The organism is Kitasatospora sp. NPDC056327 (assembly GCF_042261735.1).
GTDB lineage: Bacteria > Actinomycetota > Actinomycetes > Streptomycetales > Streptomycetaceae > Kitasatospora.
In genome coordinates, this window is the sequence record NZ_JBHJRC010000091.1 from 1 (window position 1) to 20,745 (window position 20,745).

The window sequence follows — 20,745 nt, forward strand, 5'->3', positions numbered from 1 at the left end:
CCCCGTCGCAACGGCGACGGGGCCCTGCGGCGTCCGTGGGCCGCCCGGACGCGGTGAAGCCGCCGGGCCGGGGTGCGCGCGATAGCCTGGCAGCGATCGAGCGGTGCCGGACCGGACGGGTCGCGGTGCCGCCAGCGCCCGGGCGCGCCCGGGCGGCCGTCTCAGCGAGGGGTAGCCCAGCCGTGCGCATTGCCAGGTTTTCCGTCCGGGAAGGGAGCCCTGCCGCCGGCAGCGTCTCCTTCGGTGTGGTCGAGGGGGACCCGGCCCGTCCCGAGTCGCTGGTGGTCCACGCGCTGGCCGGCCATCCGTTCGGCCAGCCCCAGCCGACCGGCGAGAGCCACCGGTTCCAGGACGTCCGGCTGCTCAGCCCGATGCTGCCGAACAAGATCGTCGCGGTCGGGCGCAACTACGCCGCGCACGCCGCCGAGATGGGCGGCGAGGTCCCGGACGTCCCGCTCACCTTCTTCAAGCCGTCCACCTCGGTGATCGGCCCGACCGAGAGCATCGCCTACCCGCCGTTCTCCTCGGACGTCCAGTACGAGGCCGAACTGGCCGTGGTGATCGGCCGGATGTGCCGGGAGGTGCCGCTGGAGCGGGTCCCCGAGGTGATCCTCGGCTACACCTGTGCCAACGACGTCACCGCGCGCGACGTCCAGCAGCGCGAGGGCCAGTGGGCCCGCGCCAAGGGCTTCGACACCGCCTGTCCGCTCGGCCCGTGGATCGAGACCGACCTCGACCCGTCCGACCTCGCCATCACCTGCACGGTCAACGGCGAGCTGCGGCAGACCGGCCGCACCTCCCTGATGGTCCGCTCGGTCGCCGAGCTGATCGTCCACATCTCCGAGGCCATGACGCTGCTGCCCGGCGACGTCGTGCTCACCGGCACGCCCGCGGGCGTCGGCCCGCTGAACATCGGTGACGAGGTCGCCGTCACGGTCGAGGGCATCGGCACCCTCGCCAACAGGGTGGTCAAGCGGGGCTGACGGGGTGCCGGACGGCCCGCCCGCGGCCGGGCCCGAGGGCCGTGCGGGCGGCCCGGCCGGCCTCCTGACCTCGCCCGCGGACCCGGTCCGGCACCGGGTCCGCGGCGTCCCGCGACGTCACCGGACGGCCCCCTGCCCGCTGCCTGGGGTTATCGATTTTGGAGCCGGGGCGGACGTCGGGTAATGTTCTTTCTGCGCCGCCCGGGAGGGCAACGACGAGGGAGCGAAACCCCCGCCGGAGCCGAGCGGGAGGCGCAAGCCCGAGAAGATCTCCGACAGGGGTTCAACTCTGGTGGGGTATGGTGTAATTGGCAGCACGAGTGATTCTGGTTCATTTAGTCTAGGTTCGAGTCCTGGTACCCCAGCGCAGTACAGTGGTTCACGCAGTACCGCACAAATGAAGAACAAGCCCCCGTTGTGTAGCGGCCTAGCACGCTGCCCTCTCACGGCAGTAGCGCCGGTTCGAATCCGGTCGGGGGTACTGATCTCGCAAGGGATCGCCAGGAAGCCCCCGTTGTGTAGCGGCCTAGCACGCTGCCCTCTCACGGCAGTAGCGCCGGTTCGAATCCGGTCGGGGGTACTGATCTCGCAAGGGATCGCCAGGAAGCCCCCGTTGTGTAGCGGCCTAGCACGCTGCCCTCTCACGGCAGTAGCGCCGGTTCGAATCCGGTCGGGGGTACCGAAGCACGAAGCCGATGGGTCTGCTCATCGGCTGATTGCTTTGTTGGGGTATGGTGTAATTGGCAGCACGAGTGATTCTGGTTCATTTAGTCTAGGTTCGAGTCCTGGTACCCCAGCCAGTGAATGAAGGCCCCGGTTCCCGGGGTCTTTTTTGTGTTTCCGAACCGGTGTGTGCCGGAACCCGGAGGGCCCCGCCCGGTCACGAGCGGGGCCCTTTCCGGTTCTCGGGCGGGGGAGTGGGGGAGTGGGGGGAGCGGGTGCGGGGGCCCGGAGGGGTCAGCTGCGGCGCAGGGCCTCGGTGAGCCGGTTGGCGGCCTCGATGATGGCCTGGGCGTGCAGCCGGCCCGGGTGACGGGTCAGGCGCTCGATCGGTCCGGAGACCGAGACGGCGGCCACGACGCGGTTGGAGGGGCCGCGGACCGGGGCCGAGACGGACGCCACGCCCGGCTCGCGCTCGCCGATCGACTGGGCCCAGCCGCGCCGCCGGACGCCGCTGAGCGCGGTGGCGGTGAAGCGGGCGCCCTGGAGACCGCGGTGGAGCCGCTCGGGCTCCTCCCAGGCCAGCAGGACCTGGGCCGCCGAGCCGGCCTTCATCGGCAGGGTGCTGCCGACCGGGACGGTGTCCCGCAGACCGGAGAGCCGCTCGGCGGCGGCGACGCAGATCCGCATCTCGCCCTGCCGGCGGTAGAGCTGTGCGCTCTCGCCGGTGACGTCGCGCAGGTGGGTGAGGACGGGGCCCGCGGTGGCGAGCAGCCGGTCCTCGCCCGCCGCGGCGGAGAGTTCGGACAGCCGCGGGCCGAGGATGAACCGGCCCTGCATGTCCCTGGTGACCAGACGGTGGTGTTCGAGTGCGACGGCGAGTCTGTGGGCCGTGGGGCGCGCCAGACCGGTGGCGGCGACCAGCCCCGCCAACGTGGCGGGGCCCGACTCCAGTGCGCTCAGCACCAGAGCGGCCTTGTCGAGCACGCCGACGCCGCTAGAGTTGTCCATGCGCTAAGACTGCAGTCTCATTCCGCGAGACGCAAGTTCAATCTCCGGCGAAAAGCGCCACCCTGGATGCAGCAGCCCGGGAGACATCCAGGATGCGGCCCCGCCGAGGTGTCCGCATCGTGGACACCGATCCGGTGTGCAGGTCGCGCGACCGCGTTCCGTACGGGGCCGCGGCAGCTTTGACCTCGACGATCACGAGAAGGCCGGCAACGCGGCCGGCTGGAGGGAATCCGATGGGACGGACACTCGCAGAGAAGGTCTGGGACGACCACGTCGTGCGGCGCGCGGAGGGCGAGCCCGACCTGCTCTACATCGACCTGCACCTGCTCCACGAGGTGACCAGCCCGCAGGCCTTCGACGGCCTCCGGCTGGCCGGGCGCCCGGTCCGCCGCACCGATCTCACGATCGCCACCGAGGACCACAACACCCCGACCCTGGACATCGACAAGCCGATCGCCGACCCGGTCTCCCGGGTGCAGCTGGAGACCCTGCGCCGGAACGCGGCCGAGTTCGGCGTCCGGATCCACTCGCTCGGCGACGTCGAGCAGGGCGTGGTGCACGTCGTCGGCCCGCAGCTGGGCCTCACCCAGCCCGGCACGACCGTGGTCTGCGGCGACTCCCACACCTCCACCCACGGCGCCTTCGGCGCGCTGGCGTTCGGCATCGGCACCAGCCAGGTCGAGCACGTGCTGGCCACCCAGACCCTGCCGCTGGCCCCGTTCCGCACCATGGCGGTCACCGTCGAGGGCGAGCTGCCCGACGGCGTCACCGCCAAGGACCTCATCCTGGCGATCATCGCGAAGATCGGCACCGGCGGCGGCCAGGGCTACGTCCTGGAGTACCGCGGCTCGGCGATCCGCGGCCTCTCCATGGAGGCCCGGATGACCGTCTGCAACATGTCCATCGAGGCGGGTGCCCGGGCCGGCATGATCGCCCCCGACGAGACCACCTTCGCGTACCTCCAGGGCCGCCCGCACGCCCCGCAGGGCGAGGACTGGGACGCCGCGGTCGCGTACTGGAAGACCCTGGGCACCGACGAGGACGCGGTCTTCGACCACGAGATCTTCATCGACGCCACCGAGCTGACCCCCTTCGTCACCTGGGGCACCAACCCCGGCCAGGGCGCCCCGCTCGGCTCCGCGGTGCCGGACCCGGCCTCCTTCGCCGACCCGCAGGAGCGGATCGCCGCCGAGAACGCCCTGACCTACATGGGCCTGGAGGCCGGCACCCCGCTGCGCGAGGTGAAGGTCGACGCGGTCTTCGTCGGCTCCTGCACCAACGGCCGGATCGAGGACCTGCGCGCCGCCGCCGACCTGCTGCGCGGCCGCCGGATCGCCGACGGCGTGCGGATGCTGGTCGTCCCCGGCTCCGTCCGGGTCGCCCTGCAGGCCGTCGAGGAGGGCCTGGACAAGGTGTTCACCGAGGCCGGCGCCGAATGGCGGCACGCCGGCTGCTCGATGTGCCTGGGCATGAACCCCGACCAGCTGGCCCCCGGCGAGCGCTGCGCCTCGACCTCGAACCGCAACTTCGAGGGCCGCCAGGGCAAGGGCGGCCGCACCCACCTGGTCTCGCCGCTGGTCGCCGCCGCGACCGCCGTCCTGGGCCGCCTGGCGGCCCCCGCCGATCTGGCGTCGAACGCCGCCGTGGAGGTCTGAGCAGCATGGAGAAGTTCACCACCCACACCGGCCGGGCCGTCCCGCTGCGCCGCAGCAACGTCGACACCGACCAGATCATCCCCGCCCACTGGCTCAAGAAGGTCACCCGTTCCGGTTTCGAGGGCGGGCTGTTCGAGGCCTGGCGCAAGGACGAGTCGTTCATCCTGAACCGGCCCGAGCGCGCGGGCGCCACCGTCCTGGTGGCCGGCCCCGAGTTCGGCACCGGCTCCTCCCGGGAGCACGCCGTCTGGGCCCTGCAGAACTACGGCTTCCACGCGGTCGTCTCCTCGCGCTTCGCCGACATCTTCCGCGGCAACTCGCTGAAGAACGGCCTGCTGACCGTGGTTCTCCCGCAGGAGACCGTGGAGCGGCTCTGGGAGCTGACCGAGGCCGACCCGGCCGCCGAGATCACCGTCGACCTGGAGGCCCGCGAGGTCCGGGCCGAGGGGGTCACCGCCTCCTTCGAACTGGACGACAACGTCCGGTGGCGGCTGCTCAACGGCCTCGACGACATCAGCATCACCCTGCAGAACGAGGGTGACATCGCCGCGTTCGAGACCCGTCGCCCGGCGTTCAAGCCGCGTACCCTGCCGGTGGCCTGAGAACCCGTTCTGAACAAGCATTCTGACGAACCGCCGGATGGCCCGCTCCCCCTCGGGGGGGCGGGCCATCCGCCGTTCCGGGGCAGGAGTTGTACCCGTCCGACGCGGCCCGATTGGGGATTCGGTTTAGCGACGGAGGGCCCCGCAGCATGCACAACTGCGCGTAGATGGCACAATCAGTGCATGCACCGGCACCATGAACCTCCGTACGCGGGCGGCGAACCCGCGTCACCGGAGTCCACGGGCCGGGGATCCGAACGCCGAATTGACGATCGGCCGGACGTCGCCACCTCAGCTGCTGAGGGGCCCGACGACCCGGAAGTCGAAGCGCTCTTCGCGCTTGTGGCCGAGCGGTTGAAGCAAGCTCACGACCGCGTGCATGCGCTGAACGTGTCTGCCGATGCAAAGACCGCTCTCACCCGTCAACTGCTCATCGTCACCGAGACCGCCAAGCGCGATCTTCCGGGGGCGGCGCGGCGGTTGAGTCGCTTTGTGCAGGACCTCGACGAGGGGCGCCCGCCCGTCGACTGAGGTCGCCGACGCGCAAATCCATTGCGACACTAGGGTGATTCGCGCGTTTGGTAATTGAAAGTCCGCAGATACATACCTAACGTGCGAAATGAACGGATGGAATCATCCGGCGCCCGTTTCCGAAGGGGAAGACGTGAACAAGGCTCAGCTTGTCGAAGCGGTGGCCGAGCAGCTGGGCGGTCGCAAGGCTGCCGCAGAGGCCGTCGACGCAGTGCTCGACACCATGGTGCGCGCCGTCGTGGCCGGCGACCGCGTTTCGGTCACCGGTTTCGGCACCTTTGAGAAGGTGGAGCGCTCCGCGCGCTTCGCCCGCAACCCGCAGACCGGCGAGAAGGTCAAGGTCAAGAAGACCTCGGTGCCCCGCTTCCGTCCGGGCCAGGGCTTCAAGGACCTGGTCAGCGGCGCGAAGAAGCTGCCGAAGGAAGGCCCCTCGGTCAAGAAGGCGCCCAAGGGCTCCCTCACCCCGGGCAAGAGCGGTGTCGCCGCGACCCCGGCCGCCAAGCGGGCCGCCACCAAGCGCGCCGCCACGGCCGCCGCCGCCGCTGCCGCCGCGACCCCGGCCAAGAAGGCCGCCGCCAAGAAGGCGACCGCCACGAAGACGGCCGCCGCCCCGGCGAAGAAGACCACGGCCGCCGCCAAGAAGGCGACCGCCACCGCCAAGAAGACGGCGCCGGCCAAGAAGACCGCCACCCGCAAGACCACCGCGCGCAAGACCACGGCCAAGTAGTCGTCGCGCGTCGTCACGGGACGGCCTTCGGGAGCCGTGGTTCCGCCCTTCCCCGGGAATTCCGGGAAGGCCGGAACCACGGCTCCCCGCTTTTCCGGGATTTCCCGGAAGAGCGGCCGGGCCGGCGATCCGGGCGGCGGCGGGAGCGGTGCCGGACTCAGCCCGCGGCCGGGTCCGGGAAGGTCTGCAGCGTGAGGAAGACCACCCGGCGGGCGGCGCCGTCGCCCTCGGTGCGTATCCGCACCCGCTGGCCGGGGCGCAGCAGCCGCAGGCCGCCGGCGTCGAAGGCGGCCGCGTCGAACGGCACCGGGGTCCCGTCGTCGAGCAGCACGGAGCCGGCCCGGGTGGCGGGGTCGAAGGTGAACGCGGTGGCCTGCATGGCAGCAGCATAGCGAGGGCCGCCGACAGTCCCCGGCGGCGTCTCAGGGGGGAGGCGGCGGTCCGGCCGGCGTCCGCGCCGGGGGAGGGCCGAGCCGGGCCGTCAGGGCACGGGTGTGCGGGCCCACGCCGAGCGCCAGCGCCTCGGCCAGGTCCTCCCCGGTGTCGACGTCCCGGCGGACCGACTCCACACCGGTCAGCAGCAGTTCGCGGGCGCCGCCGGCCGCGTGCCGGGCCCGTGAACCGTCCCCGAACGCGGGAGCGAGCGGACTGCCGGGGGCGCAGGCCAGCAGGGTGGTGCCCAGCCCCGGGGCGTCCGGCAGGAAGGCCCGGCCGGTGGCGGGAACGGCGTCCAGCACCCGGCCCAGTTCGGCCGGGCGCAGCGCCGGCAGGTCCGCGGAGAGCGCGGCCAGCGGCGCACGGGGCGCGAGGACCAGCGCGGCGGCCGCGCCGTGCGCCAGGGCCTCGTTGAGACCCCCGCCGGGCTCGTCGCCGACCACCAGGGCGCCGAGCGCGGCCAGCCGGGCCGCGGCCCCGGTGTCCCGGGTGACCACCAGGACCCGGCCGACCCCGGGCGCGGCCAGCGCGGCGGTGACCGTGTCCAGCGCGAAGGAGAGCGCGAGGCCGGGGCGGTGCGGGCCGGCGAACGGGGCCAGCCGGGACTTGGCCCGGGCGAGCGGCTTGAGCGGCACCACCAGCGACCAGCCGGCGGCGGGTGCGGCGGGCGCGACGGGCCCGCTGGGGCGTACGGTGTCCTGGGTCATCGGCGTCATTGTGACGCCGGTCCCGGATCCCCCGCCAGGCCGTCCGAGCTGTGCGGACGTGCGTTTGATCACGCGCGCCGGACGCGCGGGCGGGGTTGCTCGACAGGCGGTGAGCCGTCGGGCGAGACTGTTCCGCGCCCGCGCCCCGAGAGGGGCGGTGGAGGCGAGATCGACCGCGGCACTCCCTCGTGCCGCACGGATGAGGAGGACCTGGGGTGGCCCGCCGCTCGTACGCCAGCTTCGGCAACGCCGACTACGGCTTCTGGTACCGCTTCGCGGCCGTGCTGGTGAAGCCGGTGACGACCGCCCTGGTCAAGCCCGACTGGCGGGGCTGGGAGCACCTTCCGGAGAAGGGCGGCTTCATCGCCGCCGTCAACCACAACTCGATCATCGACCCGGTGGTGTACGCGCACTGGCAGTACAACAGCGGACGGCCGCCGAGGATCCTCGGCAAGTCCTCGCTGTTCTCCGTCCCCTTCATCGGGTTCATGCTCCGCAAGACCGGCCAGATCCCGGTGTTCCGCGAGTCGACCGACGCCGCGCAGGCGTTCCGGGCGGCCATCGACGCGGTCGACCGGGGCCAGTGCGTGCAGTTCTACCCGGAGGGCACGCTCACCCGCGACCCGGACCTGTGGCCGATGACCGGCAAGAGCGGGGTCGCCCGGGTGGCGCTGATGACCGGCGCGCCGGTCATCCCGGTCGCGCACTGGGGCGCCCACGAGATCATCCCGCCGTACGGCCGGGGCGGTTCGGGGAGGAGCAGGTTCAACCTCTTCCCCCGCCACAAGGTGGTCGTGGCGGCCGGGCCGGCCGTCGACCTGAGCAAGTACCAGGGGCAGGAGCTCACCGCCCAGGTGCTCCGGGACGCGACCGAGGACATCATGGCGGCCATCACCGAGGTGCTGGCCGGGATCCGCGGCGAGGAGCCGCCCGCCGAGCGGTACGACATGCGGGAGGCCGCCCGGAAGCGGGCCGCCGCCGCGTCGGCCCGCCGGGAGCGCGCCGCCGGTGCCGACGGGACCGGGGAGGACGCCAAGTGACCCGCTGCGCCGTGTTCGGCACCGGTTCCTGGGGCACCGCCTTCGCGATGGTGCTGGCCGACGCCGGCTGCGAGGTGACCCTGTGGGGCCGCCGCCAGGAGCTGGCGGACGCCGTCAACGCCACCCACACCAACCCCGACTACCTGCCCGGGGTCCGGCTGCCGGACACCGTCCGGGCCACCACCGACCCCGCCGAGGCGCTGGCCGGCGCGGACTTCGCGGTGCTGGTGGTGCCCTCGCAGACGCTGCGCGAGAACCTGGCCGCCTGGGCGCCGCTGCTGGAGCCGGGGACGGTCCTGGTCAGCCTGATGAAGGGCATCGAACTCGGTACCGCCAAGCGGATGAGCGAGGTCGTCGCCGAGGTGGCCGGGGTCGGCCGGGGTCGGATCGCGGTGGTCAGCGGACCGAACCTGGCCCGGGAGATCGCCAACCGGCAGCCGGCCGCCAGCGTGGTCGCCTGCACCGACGAGACGGTCGCCAAGCGGCTCCAGGCGGCCTGCCACACGCCGTACTTCCGGCCGTACACCAACACCGACGTGATCGGCTGCGAGCTCGGCGGGGCGGTCAAGAACGTCATCGGCCTGGCGGTCGGCATGGCCGACGGCATGGGGCTCGGCGACAACACCAAGGCGACCCTGATCACCCGCGGGCTCGCCGAGACGACCCGGCTGGGGCTGGCGCTCGGCGCCGACCCCTACACCTTCGCCGGGCTGGCCGGCATGGGCGACCTGGTGGCGACCTGCTCCTCGCCGCTGTCCCGCAACCACACCTTCGGCACCAACCTGGGCCGGGGGATGTCGCTCGCCGAGACGATCGCGGCCACCCGGCAGACCGCGGAGGGCGTCAAGTCCTGCGAGTCGGTGCTCGACCTGGCCCGGCGCAACGGCGTCGACATGCCGATCGTCGAGGCCGTGGTGGACGTCGTGCACAACGGCCGGCCGACCCAGGAGGCGCTGCGGGCGCTGATGGCCCGCTCGGCCAAGCCGGAACGGCACTGAGCCGGGCCCCGGGTCGGTCGCCTCGGGGCGGCCCGGCCCGGGGTACCCTCGGTCGCGATATGAGCATCGAACAGACCTCCCAGAACCCCTCCGAGAAGCCGCGGGTCGCCGTCGTGTTCGGCGGCCGCAGCTCCGAGCACGCCATCTCGGTCTCCACCGCGGGCAGCGTGCTGAAGGCGATCGACCGCGACAAGTACGAGGTGCTGCCGATCGGCATCACCCACGAGGGCCGCTGGGCACTGGTCAGCGACGAGCCGGCCCGGATGGCCATCACCGACGGCCAGCTGCCCGACGTCGACCACGTCGCCGAGTCCACCGGGGGCCAGGTCTCGCTGCCGGTCGGCCCCGGCAGCCGCGAGGTGGTCTGGAGCGAGCCCGGCAGCGCGCCGAAGGCGCTCGGCGAGGTCGACGTGGTCTTCCCGCTGCTGCACGGACCGTGGGGCGAGGACGGCACGCTGCAGGGTCTGCTGGAGCTCTCCGGCGTGCCGTACGTCGGCAACGGCGTGCTGGCCAGCGCGGTGGGCATGGACAAGGAGTTCACCAAGCGCCTGCTGGCCTCGCACGGCCTGGGCGTCGGGCGGTACACCGTGGTGCGGCCGCGCGAGTGGGAGAGCGAGGAGGGCCGCGCCGCCGTCCGCGAGCGTGCCGCCGGCCTCGGTCTGCCGCTGTTCGTGAAGCCCTGCCGGGCCGGCTCCAGCATGGGCATCACCAAGGTCAAGGACCTCTCCGACCTCGACGCGGCGATCGAGGAGGCCCGCCGGCACGACCCCAAGCTGATCATCGAGGCGGGTGTCGAGGGCCGCGAGATCGAGTGCGCGGTGCTGGAGGCCGAGGACGGTCCGCGCGCCAGCGTCCCGGCGGAGATCCTGGTCGGCGGCGGCTACGAGTTCTACGACTTCGAGGCCAAGTACATCGACTCCTCCGAGGTCCGGATCCCGGCCGAGCTCTCCGACGGGGAGACCGCCGAGATCCGCCGCCAGGCGATCGCCGCGTTCGAGGCGCTCGGCTGCGAGGGGCTGGCCCGGGTGGACTTCTTCCTGCTGGAGGACGGCGGCTGGATGGTCAACGAGGTCAACACCATGCCCGGCTTCACCCCGATCTCGGCCTACCCGAAGATGTGGGAGGCCACCGGGCTGTCGTACCCGGAGCTGATCGACCGGCTGCTGCAGGCGGCGCTGCGCCGCCCGACCGGTCTGCGGTAGCGGTCGCGGGAAACGGACGGAGGGCGGCCCCGGAACCCGGGGCCGCCCTCCGTGCGTCGTGGGCGGGGATCAGGGGATCGTCGTCCTGACCGCGTCCGAGAGGGCGGCGGCGGCGTCCAGCGGGTTGGCGAGCGCCCCGCCCGGGACGGTCACCTCGACGAAGGCGGCGCGCTGGGTGGCGGTGAAGCGGTAGCCGCCGTCGGCGAGCTGCTCGGGCCACCAGGTGACGTCGTTGACGGTCGGGGCGATCTCGGCCTGCTTCTCGTCGACCAGGCCCTCGGGGTGCGGCACGCCGCAGCGCAGCACGATGCGGGGCGAGGAGGACCAGACGGCGACGTACGGGGAGGCCGGCGACGGGTCCTTGCGGGCGTGGCCGAGCAGCTCCTGCGGCAGGACGCCGGCGAGCGCGCGGCAGGACTCGGCGGCCTTGCCCCGGGGCTCGGGCACGTCGACCGCCGGGTCGGCGGAGGAGTTCCAGCTGCCGATCAGGACGACGACGGTGCAGGCGAGCGCGGTCGGCACCGCCAGCCACCGGACCGGGGCCGGCAGTGCCGCCAGGAAGCGGGGGACGCGGAGTTCTCGGGTCACCCGCCGATGGTATGCGCGCCTTACAAGTGGACGACGGGACAGGTGAGGGTGCGCGTGATCCCCTCGACCTGCTGGACCTTCGCGACGACCAGACGGCCGAGGTCGTCGACGGTGTCGGCCTCGGCCCGGACGATGACGTCGTACGGGCCGGTGACGTCCTCGGCCTGGATGACGCCGGGGATCTTGGCGATGGACTCGGCGACGGCGCTGGCCTTGCCGACCTCGGTCTGAATCAGGATGTAGGCCTGTACCACGGGGACCTCCCGGCGGCTGGGGACGGGGATCGCCGCCGGGAGTGCCCGGTCGGGCGCGGGGTGGGGAAGGGGCTCTCCGGCAGACTGATCACCACGCTACCTCCCGCCGGGCCGGGGAGGGGAGACCCGTGCGTCCTGCGAGGGCGTACGCTGCGCGCGGAGGCGGCGTGGCCGCAGGACGTACGCGCCCGGCCGGGCGCCACCGAGAGGACGGCAGATGCAGGGGACCGTGGGCGAGCTCGGCGAGTTCGGACTCATCAGGGAGCTGACCGCCCGGGTACCGCTCACCGACGCGGTCGACCTCGGCCCGGGTGACGACGCCGCCGTGGTGAAGGCCCCGGACGGCCGGGTGGTGGCCACCACGGACGTGCTGATCGAGAACCGGCACTTCCGCCGCGACTGGTCCACCGCGTACGACGTGGGCCGCAAGGCGGCCGCCCAGAACCTCGCCGACGTGGCCGCGATGGGTGCGGTGCCGACCGCGATCCTGCTGGGCCTGGTCGCGCCGGCGGACCTGCCGACCACCTGGGCCACCGAGCTGATGGACGGGCTGCGGGACGAGTGCCAGGTGGCCGGGGCGACGGTGGTCGGCGGTGACGTGGTGCGCGGTGACACCATCACGCTGGCCGTCACGGCGCTCGGGGATCTGAAGGGGCGCGCGCCGGTGACGCGCGCCGGTGCCCAGGTGGGTGACGTGGTCGCGGTCACCGGCTGGCTCGGCTGGTCGGCGGCGGGCCTGACGGTGCTGCAGCGCGGCTTCCGCTCGCCGCGGGCGTTCGTCGAGGCGCACCGCCGTCCGGAGCCGCCGTACCACGCCGGCCCGGCCGGGGCGGAGCTGGGCGCCACCGCGATGATCGACGTGAGCGACGGGCTGGTCGCCGACCTCGGACACGTGGCGCGGGCGAGCGCGGTGGACATCGACCTGCGGGCGGCCGACTTCGACGTGCCGGCCCAGATGGCGGACATCGGCCAGGCGGTCGGGGTCGACCCGCTGGTCTGGGTGCTCTCCGGCGGGGAGGACCACGCGATCGTGGCGACCTTCCCGCGCGGGGTCCAACTGCCCGCCCGCTGGCGGGTGGTGGGCGCGGTGGCCGGCCGGGCGCGGCCCGGGCGCGGCGGCCGGGTGACGGTGGACGGCGAGGCCTGGGACCGGGTCGGCGGCTGGGACCACTTCTCGGAGTGACGCGCCCCGGCAGCAACCGGGGTGCGGACGGGGCCCGTTGGCGGCCGGCCGGGCCCTCCGCCGGACCGGTGGTGCGGTGCGGCCGGGCGGTGGGGCGAGTCGGCGGGGCGGTGGGGCGAGTCGGCGGGGGCGCGCACCGGGGGCGTGCGACGCTCCCGGTTCGGCGCGCGAGCGGACTCCGGGCCGGGGGAGTGCGTAGGCTTGGCCCGCGGCCCGGCCATCCGCTCGTTACGCTGGTGGTCTGGACCATTTTGGTCTGAACCACTTCGAGCGGGAGAGCCCACGCCATGCGAATCGGAGTCCTGACCAGCGGCGGCGACTGCCCCGGACTGAACGCGGTGATCCGGTCCGTGGTGCACCGCGGGACCGACGTGCACGGCGACGAGATCGTCGGCATCGAGGACGGCTTCCTCGGCCTCATCGAGGGCCGCACCCGCCCGGTCTCGCACGACGACGTCACCGGCCTGCTGACCCTCGGCGGCACCATCCTCGGCTCCGCCCGGGTGCAGCGCGAGCGGATCGCCTGGGCCGTCGAGAACGCCAAGACCCTCGCCCGGGACATCGGCATCGACGCGCTGATCGCCATCGGTGGCGAGGGCACCCTCACCGCCGCCCGGATGTTCAGCGACGCCGGGCTTCCGGTGGTCGGAGTCCCCAAGACCATCGACAACGACATCGACGCCACCGACGTCACCTTCGGCTTCGACACCGCGGTGCACGTCGCGACCGAGGCGATCGACCGGCTCAAGACCACCGCCGAGTCGCACCAGCGCGTCATGGTGGTCGAGCTGATGGGCCGGCACACCGGCTGGATCACCCTCACCGCCGGCATGGCGGGCGGCGCCCACGGCATCCTCATCCCGGAGAAGCCCTTCGACATCGAGGCGGTGGCCCGGATGGTCGAGGACCGCTTCGCCCGCGGCAAGAAGTTCGCCATCATCGCGGTCGCCGAAGGGGCCTCCCCGACGCCCGGCACCATGCGCTTCGACCACGGCTCGGTCGACCGGTTCGGGCACCGGACCTTCGGCGGGATCGGCAACCGCCTCGCGCACGAGCTGGAGAACCTGCTCGGCAAGGAGGCCCGCCCGGTCATCCTCGGCCACGTCCAGCGCGGCGGCACCCCGACCGCCCGGGACCGGGTGCTCGCCACCCGGTTCGGCTGGTACGCGGTCGAGGCCGTCCACCAGGGCGCGTTCGGCCACTTCACGGCGCTGCGCCGCAACGAGATCCGGCTGGTGCCCATCGCCGACGCGGTGACCAGGCTCAAGACCGTCCCGGAGGACCGCTGGGCGGAGTCCGAGGCCGTGCTGTGACCGCGTAGGTTGGGCGCATGTCTTCCACCGCACCTCCCCGCGTCCTCACCGTCGCCGGCTCCGACTCCGGCGGCGGCGCCGGCATCCAGGCCGACCTCAAGGCGATGCTCGCCCTCGGCGTCCACGGCATGAGCGTGATCACCGCCGTCACCGCGCAGAACTCGCTCGGTGTCCAGGGCTACTGGGAGCTGCCCGCCGAGGCCGTCCGCGCGCAGTTCCGCAGCGTGGCCGACGACATCGGCGTCCAGGCCGTGAAGACCGGCATGCTCGCCTCGACCGAGCTGGTCGAGACCGTCTCCGGGCTGCTGGCCGGCATCGGTGCGCCGGTCGTGGTCGATCCGGTCGGCGTCTCCAAGCACGGCGACGCGCTGCTCGCCGCCGAGGCCGTCGCCACCGTCCGGGAGAAGCTGCTCCCGGTCGCCACCCTCGCCACGCCCAACCTGCACGAGGTGACGCAGCTCACCGGCCGCACCGTCGAGGACGAGAGCCGGATGCTGGACGCGGCCAGGGCGCTGCTCGACCTCGGGCCGCGCTGGGTGCTCGTCAAGGGCGGCCATCTGGCCGGCGAGGCCGCCGACCTGCTGTACGGCGGCCCGGGGGAGGAGTACTGGTACCGGGCGCCGCGCTACGACAACCGGCACACCCACGGCACCGGCTGCACCCTGGCCAGCGCGATCGCCGCCGGCCTGGCCAAGGGCGAGGAACTGCCCGCGGCGGTCGCCTCGGCGAAGGAGTACATCACCGGGGCGATCGCGGGCGGCTTCGCCCTCGGCTCCGGCATCGGCCCGGTCGACCACGCCTGGCGCTGGCGCTGACCCGGCCGGAGAACGTCGACGGGCGGGCCCGAGGGCCCGCCCGTTCGAGGTCGGTCGGATACCGGAACAACAGAAAGCCGGTTCATCCGGGGACGAACCGACTCACTGGAGGACCGGCATACCGGTCTGCGCGTCAGCGCGAGACCTTACCGGCCTTGATGCACGAGGTGCAGACGTTGAGCCGCTTCGGCGTCCGCCCAACCACAGCGCGCACCGTCTGGATGTTGGGGTTCCAGCGACGGGGGGTACGGCGGTGCGAGTGGGAGATGCTGTTGCCGAAGCCCGGCCCCTTGCCGCAGACGTCGCAGTTGGCAGCCACAGGAGTCACTCCAAGACTTCAGATCATTTACGTGAGAAACCCGCCGGACCAGCGGAGCACTCACGTGAACCGGACCGGACCAAGGGGTGAGCCCGGAACTGTTCCAGGCAACCGGAAGAGCATACAACGCCTGCTTCCGTTCAACGAAACTACCATGACCAGCAGGGTGATCGCTCCGGCCGCCGGGGCCGCGGCCGCCTCCCGGCCCCCGATAACCTGCCGGTACCACCCCTCGCCGTTCACCCTCAGGCCATCACGGCGTCCCACTCCGGAGGAGACCTGGTGCTGCACACGCTCGACGCCCCGGCCGTGCGCAGCTGGTGCCAACTGGCGCTGCGCGCGCTCGGCCAGGCCCGCGAGGAGATCGACGCACTCAACGTCTACCCCGTCCCGGACGGCGACACCGGCACCAATCTCTACCTGACCGTCGAGTCGGCCGCCGCCGAGGTGGAGGGCCGCTTCGCCGCACCGGGCGGCGGTCCGGCCCCGGGCCTCGCCGAGACCGCCCGGGCGATGGCCCGCGGCGCCCTGGTCGGCGCCCGCGGCAACTCCGGGGTGATCCTCGCCCAGTGGCTGCGCGGCACCGCCGAGAAGCTCGCCGAGGGCGGCGGCGCCGACGAGCTGCGGGCCGCGCTCCAGCGGGCCGCCGACTCCGCCTACCAGGCCGTCGCCGAACCGGTGGAGGGCACCCTGCTGACCGTCGCCCGGGTCGCCGCCCGGGAGGCCGGACGGGCCGGCGACGGCCTCGGCCAGGTCGCCGAGGCGGCCTACCGGGCAGCCCGCGAGGCGCTGCGGCACACCCCCGAGCAGCTCTCCGTGCTCGCCGAGAACGGGGTGGTGGACGCCGGCGGCCGCGGTCTGGTCGCCGTCCTCGGGGCGCTCGCCGACGCGGTGGCCGGGCACCAGCCGATGGGGCCGGTCGCGCTGCGCGACTTCGGACCGCAGGACGCGGCGGCGCCGGGAGCGGCCGGCGCGGGCCGCCGGCGGAGCACCGGCGGGCGGGGGCACCGGCCGGCCGCCGGACCGGGGGAGCACGCCGCCGGCGGGCCCGGGGACCGGGCGAGCGGGGAGCAGGGGCCCGGCGAACAGCGGACGGCGGAGCAGCCGGCCGACGGCTGCGGGGCGCACGTCCGCCCCGCCGGGCCGGGCCACCCCGCGTTCGAGGTGATCTACCTGCTGGACGCGCCCGACGGGGCGCTGCCGGCCCTGCGCGAACGGCTCGGCGCGCTCGGCGACTCCCTGGTGGTCGGCGGTGGCGACGGCCTCTGGAACGTCCACGTCCACGTCGACGACGCGGGCGCCGCCGTCGAGGCCGGGGTCGAGGCCGGGCGCCCCTACCAGATCCGGATCACCCACTTCGCCGAGGCCGCCGCCCGCTCCGGCGCCGCCGCGGGGCGCGGCGAGCCCGAGCCGCGGGCCCGCGCGGTGCTCTCGGTGGTCTCCGGCGAGGGGCTCGCGGAACTCTGCGAGCAGGCCGGGGCGGTCGTGCTGCACGCCGAGCCCGGCCGCCCGCCGGCCAGCGCCGAACTCGCCGCCGCGGTGCGCCGGGCCGCCGCCCGCGAGGTGGTGCTGCTGCTCAACGACCCCGAGCTGCGCGCCGCGGCCGGCGCCGCCGCCGACCAGCTGCGGGAGGAGGGCGTGCGGATCGCCGTGCTGCCCACCCGTTCGCCGGTCCAGGGCCTGGCCGCGCTCGCCGTGCACGAGTCCGGCCGGCGCTTCGACGAGGACGTGGTCGCCATGACCTCGGCGGCCGGCGCCACCCGCTACGCCGAACTGGCGGTCGCCGAGGGCGAGTCCTGGACCATGGCCGGGGTCTGCCAGGCCGGTGACGTGCTCGGGCTGATCGACGGGGACGTCGCGGTGATCGGCGAGGGCCTGGCCGAGGTCGGCGAGAGCGTGCTGGACCGGATGCTCGGCGGGGGCGGCGAACTCGTCACCCTGGTCCTGGGCGAGGGGGCCCCCGGCGGGCTCGCCGAGCGGCTGGTCGCCCACGCCCGGCACAGCCGGCCGGAGGTGGACGCGGCGGTCTTCCACGGTGGACAGGAGTCGGCGCCGCTGCTGATCGGTGTGGAGTGAGGGCCCGGTTTGTCGGTTCGGTGGTGTAGACAGGGGCCTGATGGGCGCTCTCGATGAACCACTGACCAAGCTCGTCGGCGACCGGACCGCCAAGGTGCTCGCCGACAGCCTCAAGCTGCGCACGGTCGGGGACCTGCTGCACCACTATCCGCGCCGCTACGTCGAACGCGGCCGGCTCACCAGCCTGGACGAGCTGGAGATCGACGAGCACGTCACCGTGCTGGCCCGGATCGAGAAGGTCACCCTGATCCCCTTCCGCGGCCGCAAGGGCGACCGGCTGGAGGTGGTGGTCACCGACGACCGCAGCCGGCTCTCGCTGGTCTTCTTCAACCAGGGCTGGCGGCAGAAGGAGCTCCGGCCGGGGATGCAGGGCCTGTTCGCGGGCAAGGTCGGGGTGTTCAACCGGACCCGCCAGCTGGCCTCCCCCGACTACCAGCTGCTCGACGCGGACGCGGAGTCCGGCTCCGACGCGGCCCGGCAGTTCGCCGGCCGGCTGATCCCGGTCTACGCGGCCAGTGCCCAGATGCCCAGCTGGAAGATCTCGCTGAGCGTCGGGATGGCCCTGGAGAAGCACCTGTCCGACGTCGGCGAGCCGCTGCCCGCCGGACTCCGCGAGCGGCACGGCCTGATCCCGCTGCCCGAGGCCCTCGAACTCGTCCACCACCCGCGCAACCAGGCCGATCGCGAGCGCGCCCAGGAGCGCCTGCGCTGGGACGAGGCCTTCGTCCTCCAGGTCGCCCTCGCCCGGCGCCGGGCCGCGGACTCCGCCCTGCCCGCCAAGCCGCGCGAGGCCCGCCCCGGCGGCCTGCTGGACGCCTTCGACGCCCGGCTGCCGTTCACCCTCACCGAGGGGCAGCGGAAGGTCTCCGCCGAGATCGCCGCCGACCTCGCGTCCGACCACCCGATGCACCGGCTGCTCCAGGGCGAGGTCGGTTCGGGCAAGACGCTCGTCGCGCTGCGGGCGATGCTGGCGGTGGTCGACGCCGGGGGGCAGGCGGTGCTGCTGGCGCCCACCGAGGTGCTCGCCCAGCAGCACCACCGGTCGGTCGTCGAGATGATGGGCGACCTGGCGGAGGGCGGCATGATCGGGGGCTCCGACCTCGGTACCCGGGTGGTGCTGCTCACCGGTTCGATGGGCGTCCCGGCCCGCCGGCAGGCGCTGCTCGACATGGCCTGCGGGGACGCCGGCCTGGCGATCGGCACCCATGCGCTGATCGAGGACAAGGTGCAGTTCCAGGACCTCGGCCTGGTCGTGGTCGACGAGCAGCACCGCTTCGGCGTCGAGCAGCGGGACGCGCTGCGGGCCAAGGGCGAGCAGCCGCCGCACCTGCTGGTGATGACGGCCACCCCGATCCCGCGCACGGTGGCCATGACCGTCTTCGGGGACCTGGAGACCTCCGTGCTGGACCAGTTGCCGGCCGGGCGCTCGCCGATCTCCACCCATGTCGTGCCGGCCGTCGAGAAGCCCAACTTCCTGACCCGGGCCTGGGAGCGGGTCCGGGAGGAGGTGGACAAGGGCCACCAGGCGTACGTGGTCTGCCCGCGGATCGGGGACGAGGACCCGGAGGAGCAGAAGGGCGCCAAGGGCGGACGGAAGCGCCGGGCGGCGGACCTGGAGGAGCTGCTCGACGAGGCGCCGGACGAGGGCGCGGCGGCCGAGGGCGACCGGCGGCCCCCGCTCTCCGTGGTGGAGACCGCCGGGAGGCTGCTCGCGGGTCCGCTGGCCGGGCTGCGGGTGGAGATCCTGCACGGCCGCCTCGCGCCGGAGGCCAAGGACGACGTGATGCGCCGGTTCGCGGCCGGCGAGGTGGACGTGCTGGTGGCCACCACGGTGATCGAGGTCGGCGTCAACGTCCCCAACTCCACCGCGATGGTGATCATGGACGCGGACCGGTTCGGCGTCTCCCAGCTGCACCAGCTGCGCGGCCGGGTGGGGCGGGGCTCCGCCCCCGGGCTCTGCCTGCTGGTCACCGACATGCCGGCGGCCAGTGCCGCACGCGCCCGGCTGGACGCGGTGGCCGGCACCCTGGACGGCTTCCAGCTCTCCCGGATCGACCTCGAACAGCGCCGCGAGGGCGACGTGCTGGGGCAGGCCCAGTCCGGAGTGAAGTCCTCGCTCAAGGTGCTGTCGGTGCTGGAGGACGAGGAGGTCATCGTCACCGCCCGGGCCGAGGCCACCCGGCTGGTCGCCGAGGACCCGGACCTCGCCGCCCACCCGGATCTGCGCACCGTGCTGGACAGCCTGATCGACGAGGACCGCGCGGCCTACATGGAGAAGGGCTGAGGAGCGCCCGCGGGCCCGCCGGCCGGGCCCGGTTGTCAGACCCCCGGGAGAGAATGGAGGTGTTCAGGACGCACCCCCAAGGTGCGCTCCTGGCACGACACTTGGGGGTTTAGCCATGGCATTCCGTCATCTCAACGAGCTCCCGCTGGGCGACAAGGTCTTCCGGATCGAACTCGCCAGCGACGACGACCGCGAGGTCACCCTCACCCTCACCGGCTGGCGCGAGGGGGCCGCCGCCGCCCCGCTCGCCTCCGGCAAGCTGCGCCTGCCGGTCGAGGACGTCGCCTCGCTGCGGATCGCGCTCAACCGCGCGCTCCGGGCCCTGGCGATCGTCGCCGACGTCTCCGAGCCCATCCCCGACCGCGACGTGCTGCGCGAGCTCTACCCCGGCCACGGCGCCCCCTGGGTGCCGCAGCACGAGGAGGAGCTGGTCCGGCGCTTCCACGAGGGCGAGACCGTCGCCCGGATCGCCGCCCGCTTCGGCCGCACGCCCGACTCCGTCCGCACCAAGCTGCGCGAGCTCGGCCACGACCCGCGCCGCCCCGAGTACTGCCCGCCCGACGGCTGCCTCTCCTGGTCCCGCTACGCCTCGCCGTCGCTGCTCGGCGCGGCGGTCCCGGCCCCGGCGGCGGGCTCCGAGGCGGGCTGAGCGAACCCCGCGCACGACCGGAGGGGCGTCCCCGGGGGCGCCCCTCCGGCGTGAGCGGGGGGCGGTGACCGGGATAGCGTGGTCGGGCAGCGACGAAAGGACCCACCACCACCATGACCCGCGTGATCGCCGGGGCGGCCGGCGGCCGCCGGCTGGCCGTACCGCCCGGCCGGGGCACCCGACCGACCTCCGACAAGGCCCGCGAGGCGATGTTCTCCACCCTGGAGTCGCTCCGGGGCACCCTGCACGGCGTCCGGATGCTGGACCTGTTCGGGGGATCCGGCGCGGTCGGTCTGGAGGCGCTCTCCCGGGGGGCCGAGCACGTGCTGCTGGTCGAGGCGGACGCCCAGGCGGCCCGGGTGATCCGGGAGAACATCCGCACGATCGGTCTGCCGGGGGCGCTCCTGAAGGCCGCCCGGGCGGAGAAGGTGATCGCCGGGCCGGCCCCGGAGACCCCGTACGACCTGGTGTTCCTCGACCCGCCCTACGTCGTCACCGACGACGAGGTGCGCGAGATGCTGATCACACTGTCGGCCGGGGGCTGGCTCACGGAGGACGCGCTCGTCACCGTGGAGCGCAGCACCCGCGGCGGTGCGTTCGGCTGGCCGGAAGGCTTCGAGGGGCTGCGCTCCCGGCGGTACGGCGAGGGCACGCTCTGGTACGGTCACGCCGCCGCGAGGACCCGCCACCACCCCTAGCGGGCCCGGGCCCGC

At 73.7% G+C, this 20,745-nt stretch carries 21 protein-coding genes and 5 tRNA genes; 20 read left to right on the forward strand and 6 right to left on the reverse strand.

Features of this window, described 5'->3' with window-relative positions; translation table 11 throughout:
• The first annotated feature begins 182 nt into the window (after positions 1–182).
• The 6 genes from ACFCX4_RS15750 to ACFCX4_RS15775 all read left to right on the forward strand — a co-directional run bounded on the left by ACFCX4_RS15750 (position 183) and on the right by ACFCX4_RS15775 (position 1,783).
• Entirely contained in the window at positions 183–983 is an 801-nt protein-coding gene (locus ACFCX4_RS15750) for a fumarylacetoacetate hydrolase family protein (protein ID WP_376142662.1), read from the forward strand.
• Positions 984–1,276: 293 nt separating this feature from the next.
• Positions 1,277–1,348, forward strand: a tRNA-Gln gene (locus ACFCX4_RS15755).
• Positions 1,349–1,391: 43 nt separating this feature from the next.
• Positions 1,392–1,464, forward strand: a tRNA-Glu gene (locus ACFCX4_RS15760).
• Positions 1,465–1,490: 26 nt separating this feature from the next.
• Positions 1,491–1,563: transfer RNA gene (locus tag ACFCX4_RS15765), tRNA-Glu, on the forward strand.
• A 26-nt stretch (positions 1,564–1,589) separates the two neighbouring features.
• A tRNA-Glu gene (locus ACFCX4_RS15770) sits at positions 1,590–1,662 on the forward strand.
• 46 nt (positions 1,663–1,708) lie between these two features.
• Positions 1,709–1,783: transfer RNA gene (locus ACFCX4_RS15775), tRNA-Gln, on the forward strand.
• Between the two features lie 157 nt (positions 1,784–1,940).
• On the opposite strand, the gene ACFCX4_RS15780 is transcribed toward ACFCX4_RS15775, so the two are convergent.
• Positions 1,941–2,654, reverse strand: a complete 714-nt coding sequence (locus ACFCX4_RS15780) for an IclR family transcriptional regulator (protein ID WP_030306825.1) — start codon at positions 2,652–2,654, stop codon at positions 1,941–1,943.
• Between the two features lie 233 nt (positions 2,655–2,887).
• On the opposite strand from ACFCX4_RS15780, the gene leuC reads away from it, so the two are divergent.
• The 4 genes from leuC (at position 2,888) to ACFCX4_RS15800 (ending at position 6,169) form a co-directional block, all read left to right on the forward strand.
• Positions 2,888–4,309 (forward strand): 3-isopropylmalate dehydratase large subunit, encoded by a 1,422-nt coding sequence (gene leuC / locus ACFCX4_RS15785; RefSeq protein ID WP_376142664.1) that lies wholly within the window; start codon positions 2,888–2,890, stop codon positions 4,307–4,309.
• Between the two features lie 5 nt (positions 4,310–4,314).
• The gene (leuD, locus tag ACFCX4_RS15790) at positions 4,315–4,911 is read left to right on the forward strand and encodes a 3-isopropylmalate dehydratase small subunit (RefSeq protein WP_376142666.1); all 597 of its coding nucleotides are present in this window, start codon (positions 4,315–4,317) and stop codon (positions 4,909–4,911) included.
• A 183-nt stretch (positions 4,912–5,094) separates the two neighbouring features.
• Entirely contained in the window at positions 5,095–5,442 is a 348-nt protein-coding gene (locus tag ACFCX4_RS15795) for a hypothetical protein (RefSeq protein ID WP_376142668.1), read from the forward strand.
• 133 nt (positions 5,443–5,575) lie between these two features.
• Positions 5,576–6,169, forward strand: coding sequence for an HU family DNA-binding protein (locus ACFCX4_RS15800; protein ID WP_376142669.1), 594 nt, complete (start codon positions 5,576–5,578; stop codon positions 6,167–6,169).
• 157 nt (positions 6,170–6,326) lie between these two features.
• On the opposite strand, the gene ACFCX4_RS15805 is transcribed toward ACFCX4_RS15800, so the two are convergent.
• On the reverse strand, positions 6,327–6,548 hold the full coding sequence (locus tag ACFCX4_RS15805) for a hypothetical protein (protein ID WP_376142671.1): 222 nt from the start codon (positions 6,546–6,548) through the stop codon (positions 6,327–6,329).
• Between the two features lie 43 nt (positions 6,549–6,591).
• Positions 6,592–7,311, reverse strand: a complete 720-nt coding sequence (gene cofC / locus ACFCX4_RS15810; RefSeq protein WP_376142673.1) for a 2-phospho-L-lactate guanylyltransferase — start codon at positions 7,309–7,311, stop codon at positions 6,592–6,594.
• A 215-nt stretch (positions 7,312–7,526) separates the two neighbouring features.
• Between cofC and ACFCX4_RS15815 the strand changes: the two genes are divergently transcribed.
• From ACFCX4_RS15815 to ACFCX4_RS15825, 3 genes are read left to right on the forward strand one after another with little or no spacing between them, the layout of a single operon-like run.
• Positions 7,527–8,351: a lysophospholipid acyltransferase family protein gene (locus ACFCX4_RS15815; protein ID WP_376142675.1), complete on the forward strand. Its 825-nt coding sequence runs from the start codon at positions 7,527–7,529 to the stop codon at positions 8,349–8,351.
• The gene (locus ACFCX4_RS15820; protein WP_376142677.1) at positions 8,348–9,349 is read left to right on the forward strand and encodes an NAD(P)H-dependent glycerol-3-phosphate dehydrogenase; all 1,002 of its coding nucleotides are present in this window, start codon (positions 8,348–8,350) and stop codon (positions 9,347–9,349) included. The genes ACFCX4_RS15815 and ACFCX4_RS15820 overlap by 4 nt, the downstream gene beginning before the upstream one ends.
• 59 nt (positions 9,350–9,408) lie before the next feature.
• Positions 9,409–10,551 carry a D-alanine--D-alanine ligase family protein gene (locus ACFCX4_RS15825; protein WP_376142679.1) on the forward strand — a complete coding sequence of 381 codons (1,143 nt, stop codon included), beginning with the start codon at positions 9,409–9,411 and terminating at the stop codon, positions 10,549–10,551.
• Between the two features lie 69 nt (positions 10,552–10,620).
• On the opposite strand, the gene ACFCX4_RS15830 is transcribed toward ACFCX4_RS15825, so the two are convergent.
• On the reverse strand, positions 10,621–11,139 hold the full coding sequence (locus ACFCX4_RS15830; RefSeq protein WP_376142681.1) for a DUF3515 family protein: 519 nt from the start codon (positions 11,137–11,139) through the stop codon (positions 10,621–10,623).
• A 20-nt stretch (positions 11,140–11,159) separates the two neighbouring features.
• Positions 11,160–11,393, reverse strand: coding sequence for an Lrp/AsnC family transcriptional regulator (locus tag ACFCX4_RS15835; protein WP_376142682.1), 234 nt, complete (start codon positions 11,391–11,393; stop codon positions 11,160–11,162).
• 217 nt (positions 11,394–11,610) lie between these two features.
• Between ACFCX4_RS15835 and ACFCX4_RS15840 the strand changes: the two genes are divergently transcribed.
• The 3 genes from ACFCX4_RS15840 (at position 11,611) to thiD (ending at position 14,704) form a co-directional block, all read left to right on the forward strand.
• Positions 11,611–12,576 carry a thiamine-phosphate kinase gene (locus ACFCX4_RS15840; RefSeq protein WP_376142684.1) on the forward strand — a complete coding sequence of 322 codons (966 nt, stop codon included), beginning with the start codon at positions 11,611–11,613 and terminating at the stop codon, positions 12,574–12,576.
• Between the two features lie 287 nt (positions 12,577–12,863).
• Positions 12,864–13,889 carry a 6-phosphofructokinase gene (locus ACFCX4_RS15845; protein ID WP_376142686.1) on the forward strand — a complete coding sequence of 342 codons (1,026 nt, stop codon included), beginning with the start codon at positions 12,864–12,866 and terminating at the stop codon, positions 13,887–13,889.
• A gap of 17 nt (positions 13,890–13,906) precedes the next feature.
• Complete coding sequence (thiD, locus tag ACFCX4_RS15850; protein ID WP_376142688.1) at positions 13,907–14,704, forward strand: bifunctional hydroxymethylpyrimidine kinase/phosphomethylpyrimidine kinase; 798 nt, start codon at positions 13,907–13,909, stop codon at positions 14,702–14,704.
• A gap of 133 nt (positions 14,705–14,837) precedes the next feature.
• Here thiD and rpmB read toward each other — a convergent pair whose 3' ends face one another.
• Complete coding sequence (gene rpmB / locus ACFCX4_RS15855; RefSeq protein WP_073813963.1) at positions 14,838–15,023, reverse strand: 50S ribosomal protein L28; 186 nt, start codon at positions 15,021–15,023, stop codon at positions 14,838–14,840.
• Positions 15,024–15,305: 282 nt separating this feature from the next.
• Here rpmB and ACFCX4_RS15860 point away from each other — a divergent pair, with 282 nt between their 5' ends.
• The 4 genes from ACFCX4_RS15860 to rsmD all read left to right on the forward strand — a co-directional run bounded on the left by ACFCX4_RS15860 (position 15,306) and on the right by rsmD (position 20,730).
• The gene (locus tag ACFCX4_RS15860; RefSeq protein ID WP_376142690.1) at positions 15,306–17,099 is read left to right on the forward strand and encodes a DAK2 domain-containing protein; all 1,794 of its coding nucleotides are present in this window, start codon (positions 15,306–15,308) and stop codon (positions 17,097–17,099) included.
• A gap of 40 nt (positions 17,100–17,139) precedes the next feature.
• The gene (recG, locus tag ACFCX4_RS15865) at positions 17,140–19,383 is read left to right on the forward strand and encodes an ATP-dependent DNA helicase RecG (protein WP_376142692.1); all 2,244 of its coding nucleotides are present in this window, start codon (positions 17,140–17,142) and stop codon (positions 19,381–19,383) included.
• A 115-nt stretch (positions 19,384–19,498) separates the two neighbouring features.
• Complete coding sequence (locus tag ACFCX4_RS15870; RefSeq protein WP_376142694.1) at positions 19,499–20,032, forward strand: hypothetical protein; 534 nt, start codon at positions 19,499–19,501, stop codon at positions 20,030–20,032.
• Positions 20,033–20,145: 113 nt separating this feature from the next.
• Positions 20,146–20,730 (forward strand): 16S rRNA (guanine(966)-N(2))-methyltransferase RsmD, encoded by a 585-nt coding sequence (gene rsmD, locus ACFCX4_RS15875; protein ID WP_376142696.1) that lies wholly within the window; start codon positions 20,146–20,148, stop codon positions 20,728–20,730.
• Positions 20,731–20,745 lie beyond the last annotated feature (15 nt).

Coding starts and splice junctions, on each gene's coding strand:
- ACFCX4_RS15780 (WP_030306825.1), bottom strand. CDS start 2,654: ATGGACAACTCTAGCGGCGTCGGCGTGCTCGACAAGGCCGCTCTGGTG.
- leuC (WP_376142664.1), top strand. CDS start 2,888: ATGGGACGGACACTCGCAGAGAAGGTCTGGGACGACCACGTCGTGCGG.
- leuD (WP_376142666.1), top strand. CDS start 4,315: ATGGAGAAGTTCACCACCCACACCGGCCGGGCCGTCCCGCTGCGCCGC.
- ACFCX4_RS15795 (WP_376142668.1), top strand. CDS start 5,095: ATGCACCGGCACCATGAACCTCCGTACGCGGGCGGCGAACCCGCGTCA.
- ACFCX4_RS15805 (WP_376142671.1), bottom strand. CDS start 6,548: ATGCAGGCCACCGCGTTCACCTTCGACCCCGCCACCCGGGCCGGCTCC.
- cofC (WP_376142673.1), bottom strand. CDS start 7,311: ATGACCCAGGACACCGTACGCCCCAGCGGGCCCGTCGCGCCCGCCGCA.
- ACFCX4_RS15825 (WP_376142679.1), top strand. CDS start 9,409: ATGAGCATCGAACAGACCTCCCAGAACCCCTCCGAGAAGCCGCGGGTC.
- ACFCX4_RS15840 (WP_376142684.1), top strand. CDS start 11,611: ATGCAGGGGACCGTGGGCGAGCTCGGCGAGTTCGGACTCATCAGGGAG.
- ACFCX4_RS15845 (WP_376142686.1), top strand. CDS start 12,864: ATGCGAATCGGAGTCCTGACCAGCGGCGGCGACTGCCCCGGACTGAAC.
- thiD (WP_376142688.1), top strand. CDS start 13,907: ATGTCTTCCACCGCACCTCCCCGCGTCCTCACCGTCGCCGGCTCCGAC.
- recG (WP_376142692.1), top strand. CDS start 17,140: ATGGGCGCTCTCGATGAACCACTGACCAAGCTCGTCGGCGACCGGACC.
- ACFCX4_RS15870 (WP_376142694.1), top strand. CDS start 19,499: ATGGCATTCCGTCATCTCAACGAGCTCCCGCTGGGCGACAAGGTCTTC.
- rsmD (WP_376142696.1), top strand. CDS start 20,146: ATGACCCGCGTGATCGCCGGGGCGGCCGGCGGCCGCCGGCTGGCCGTA.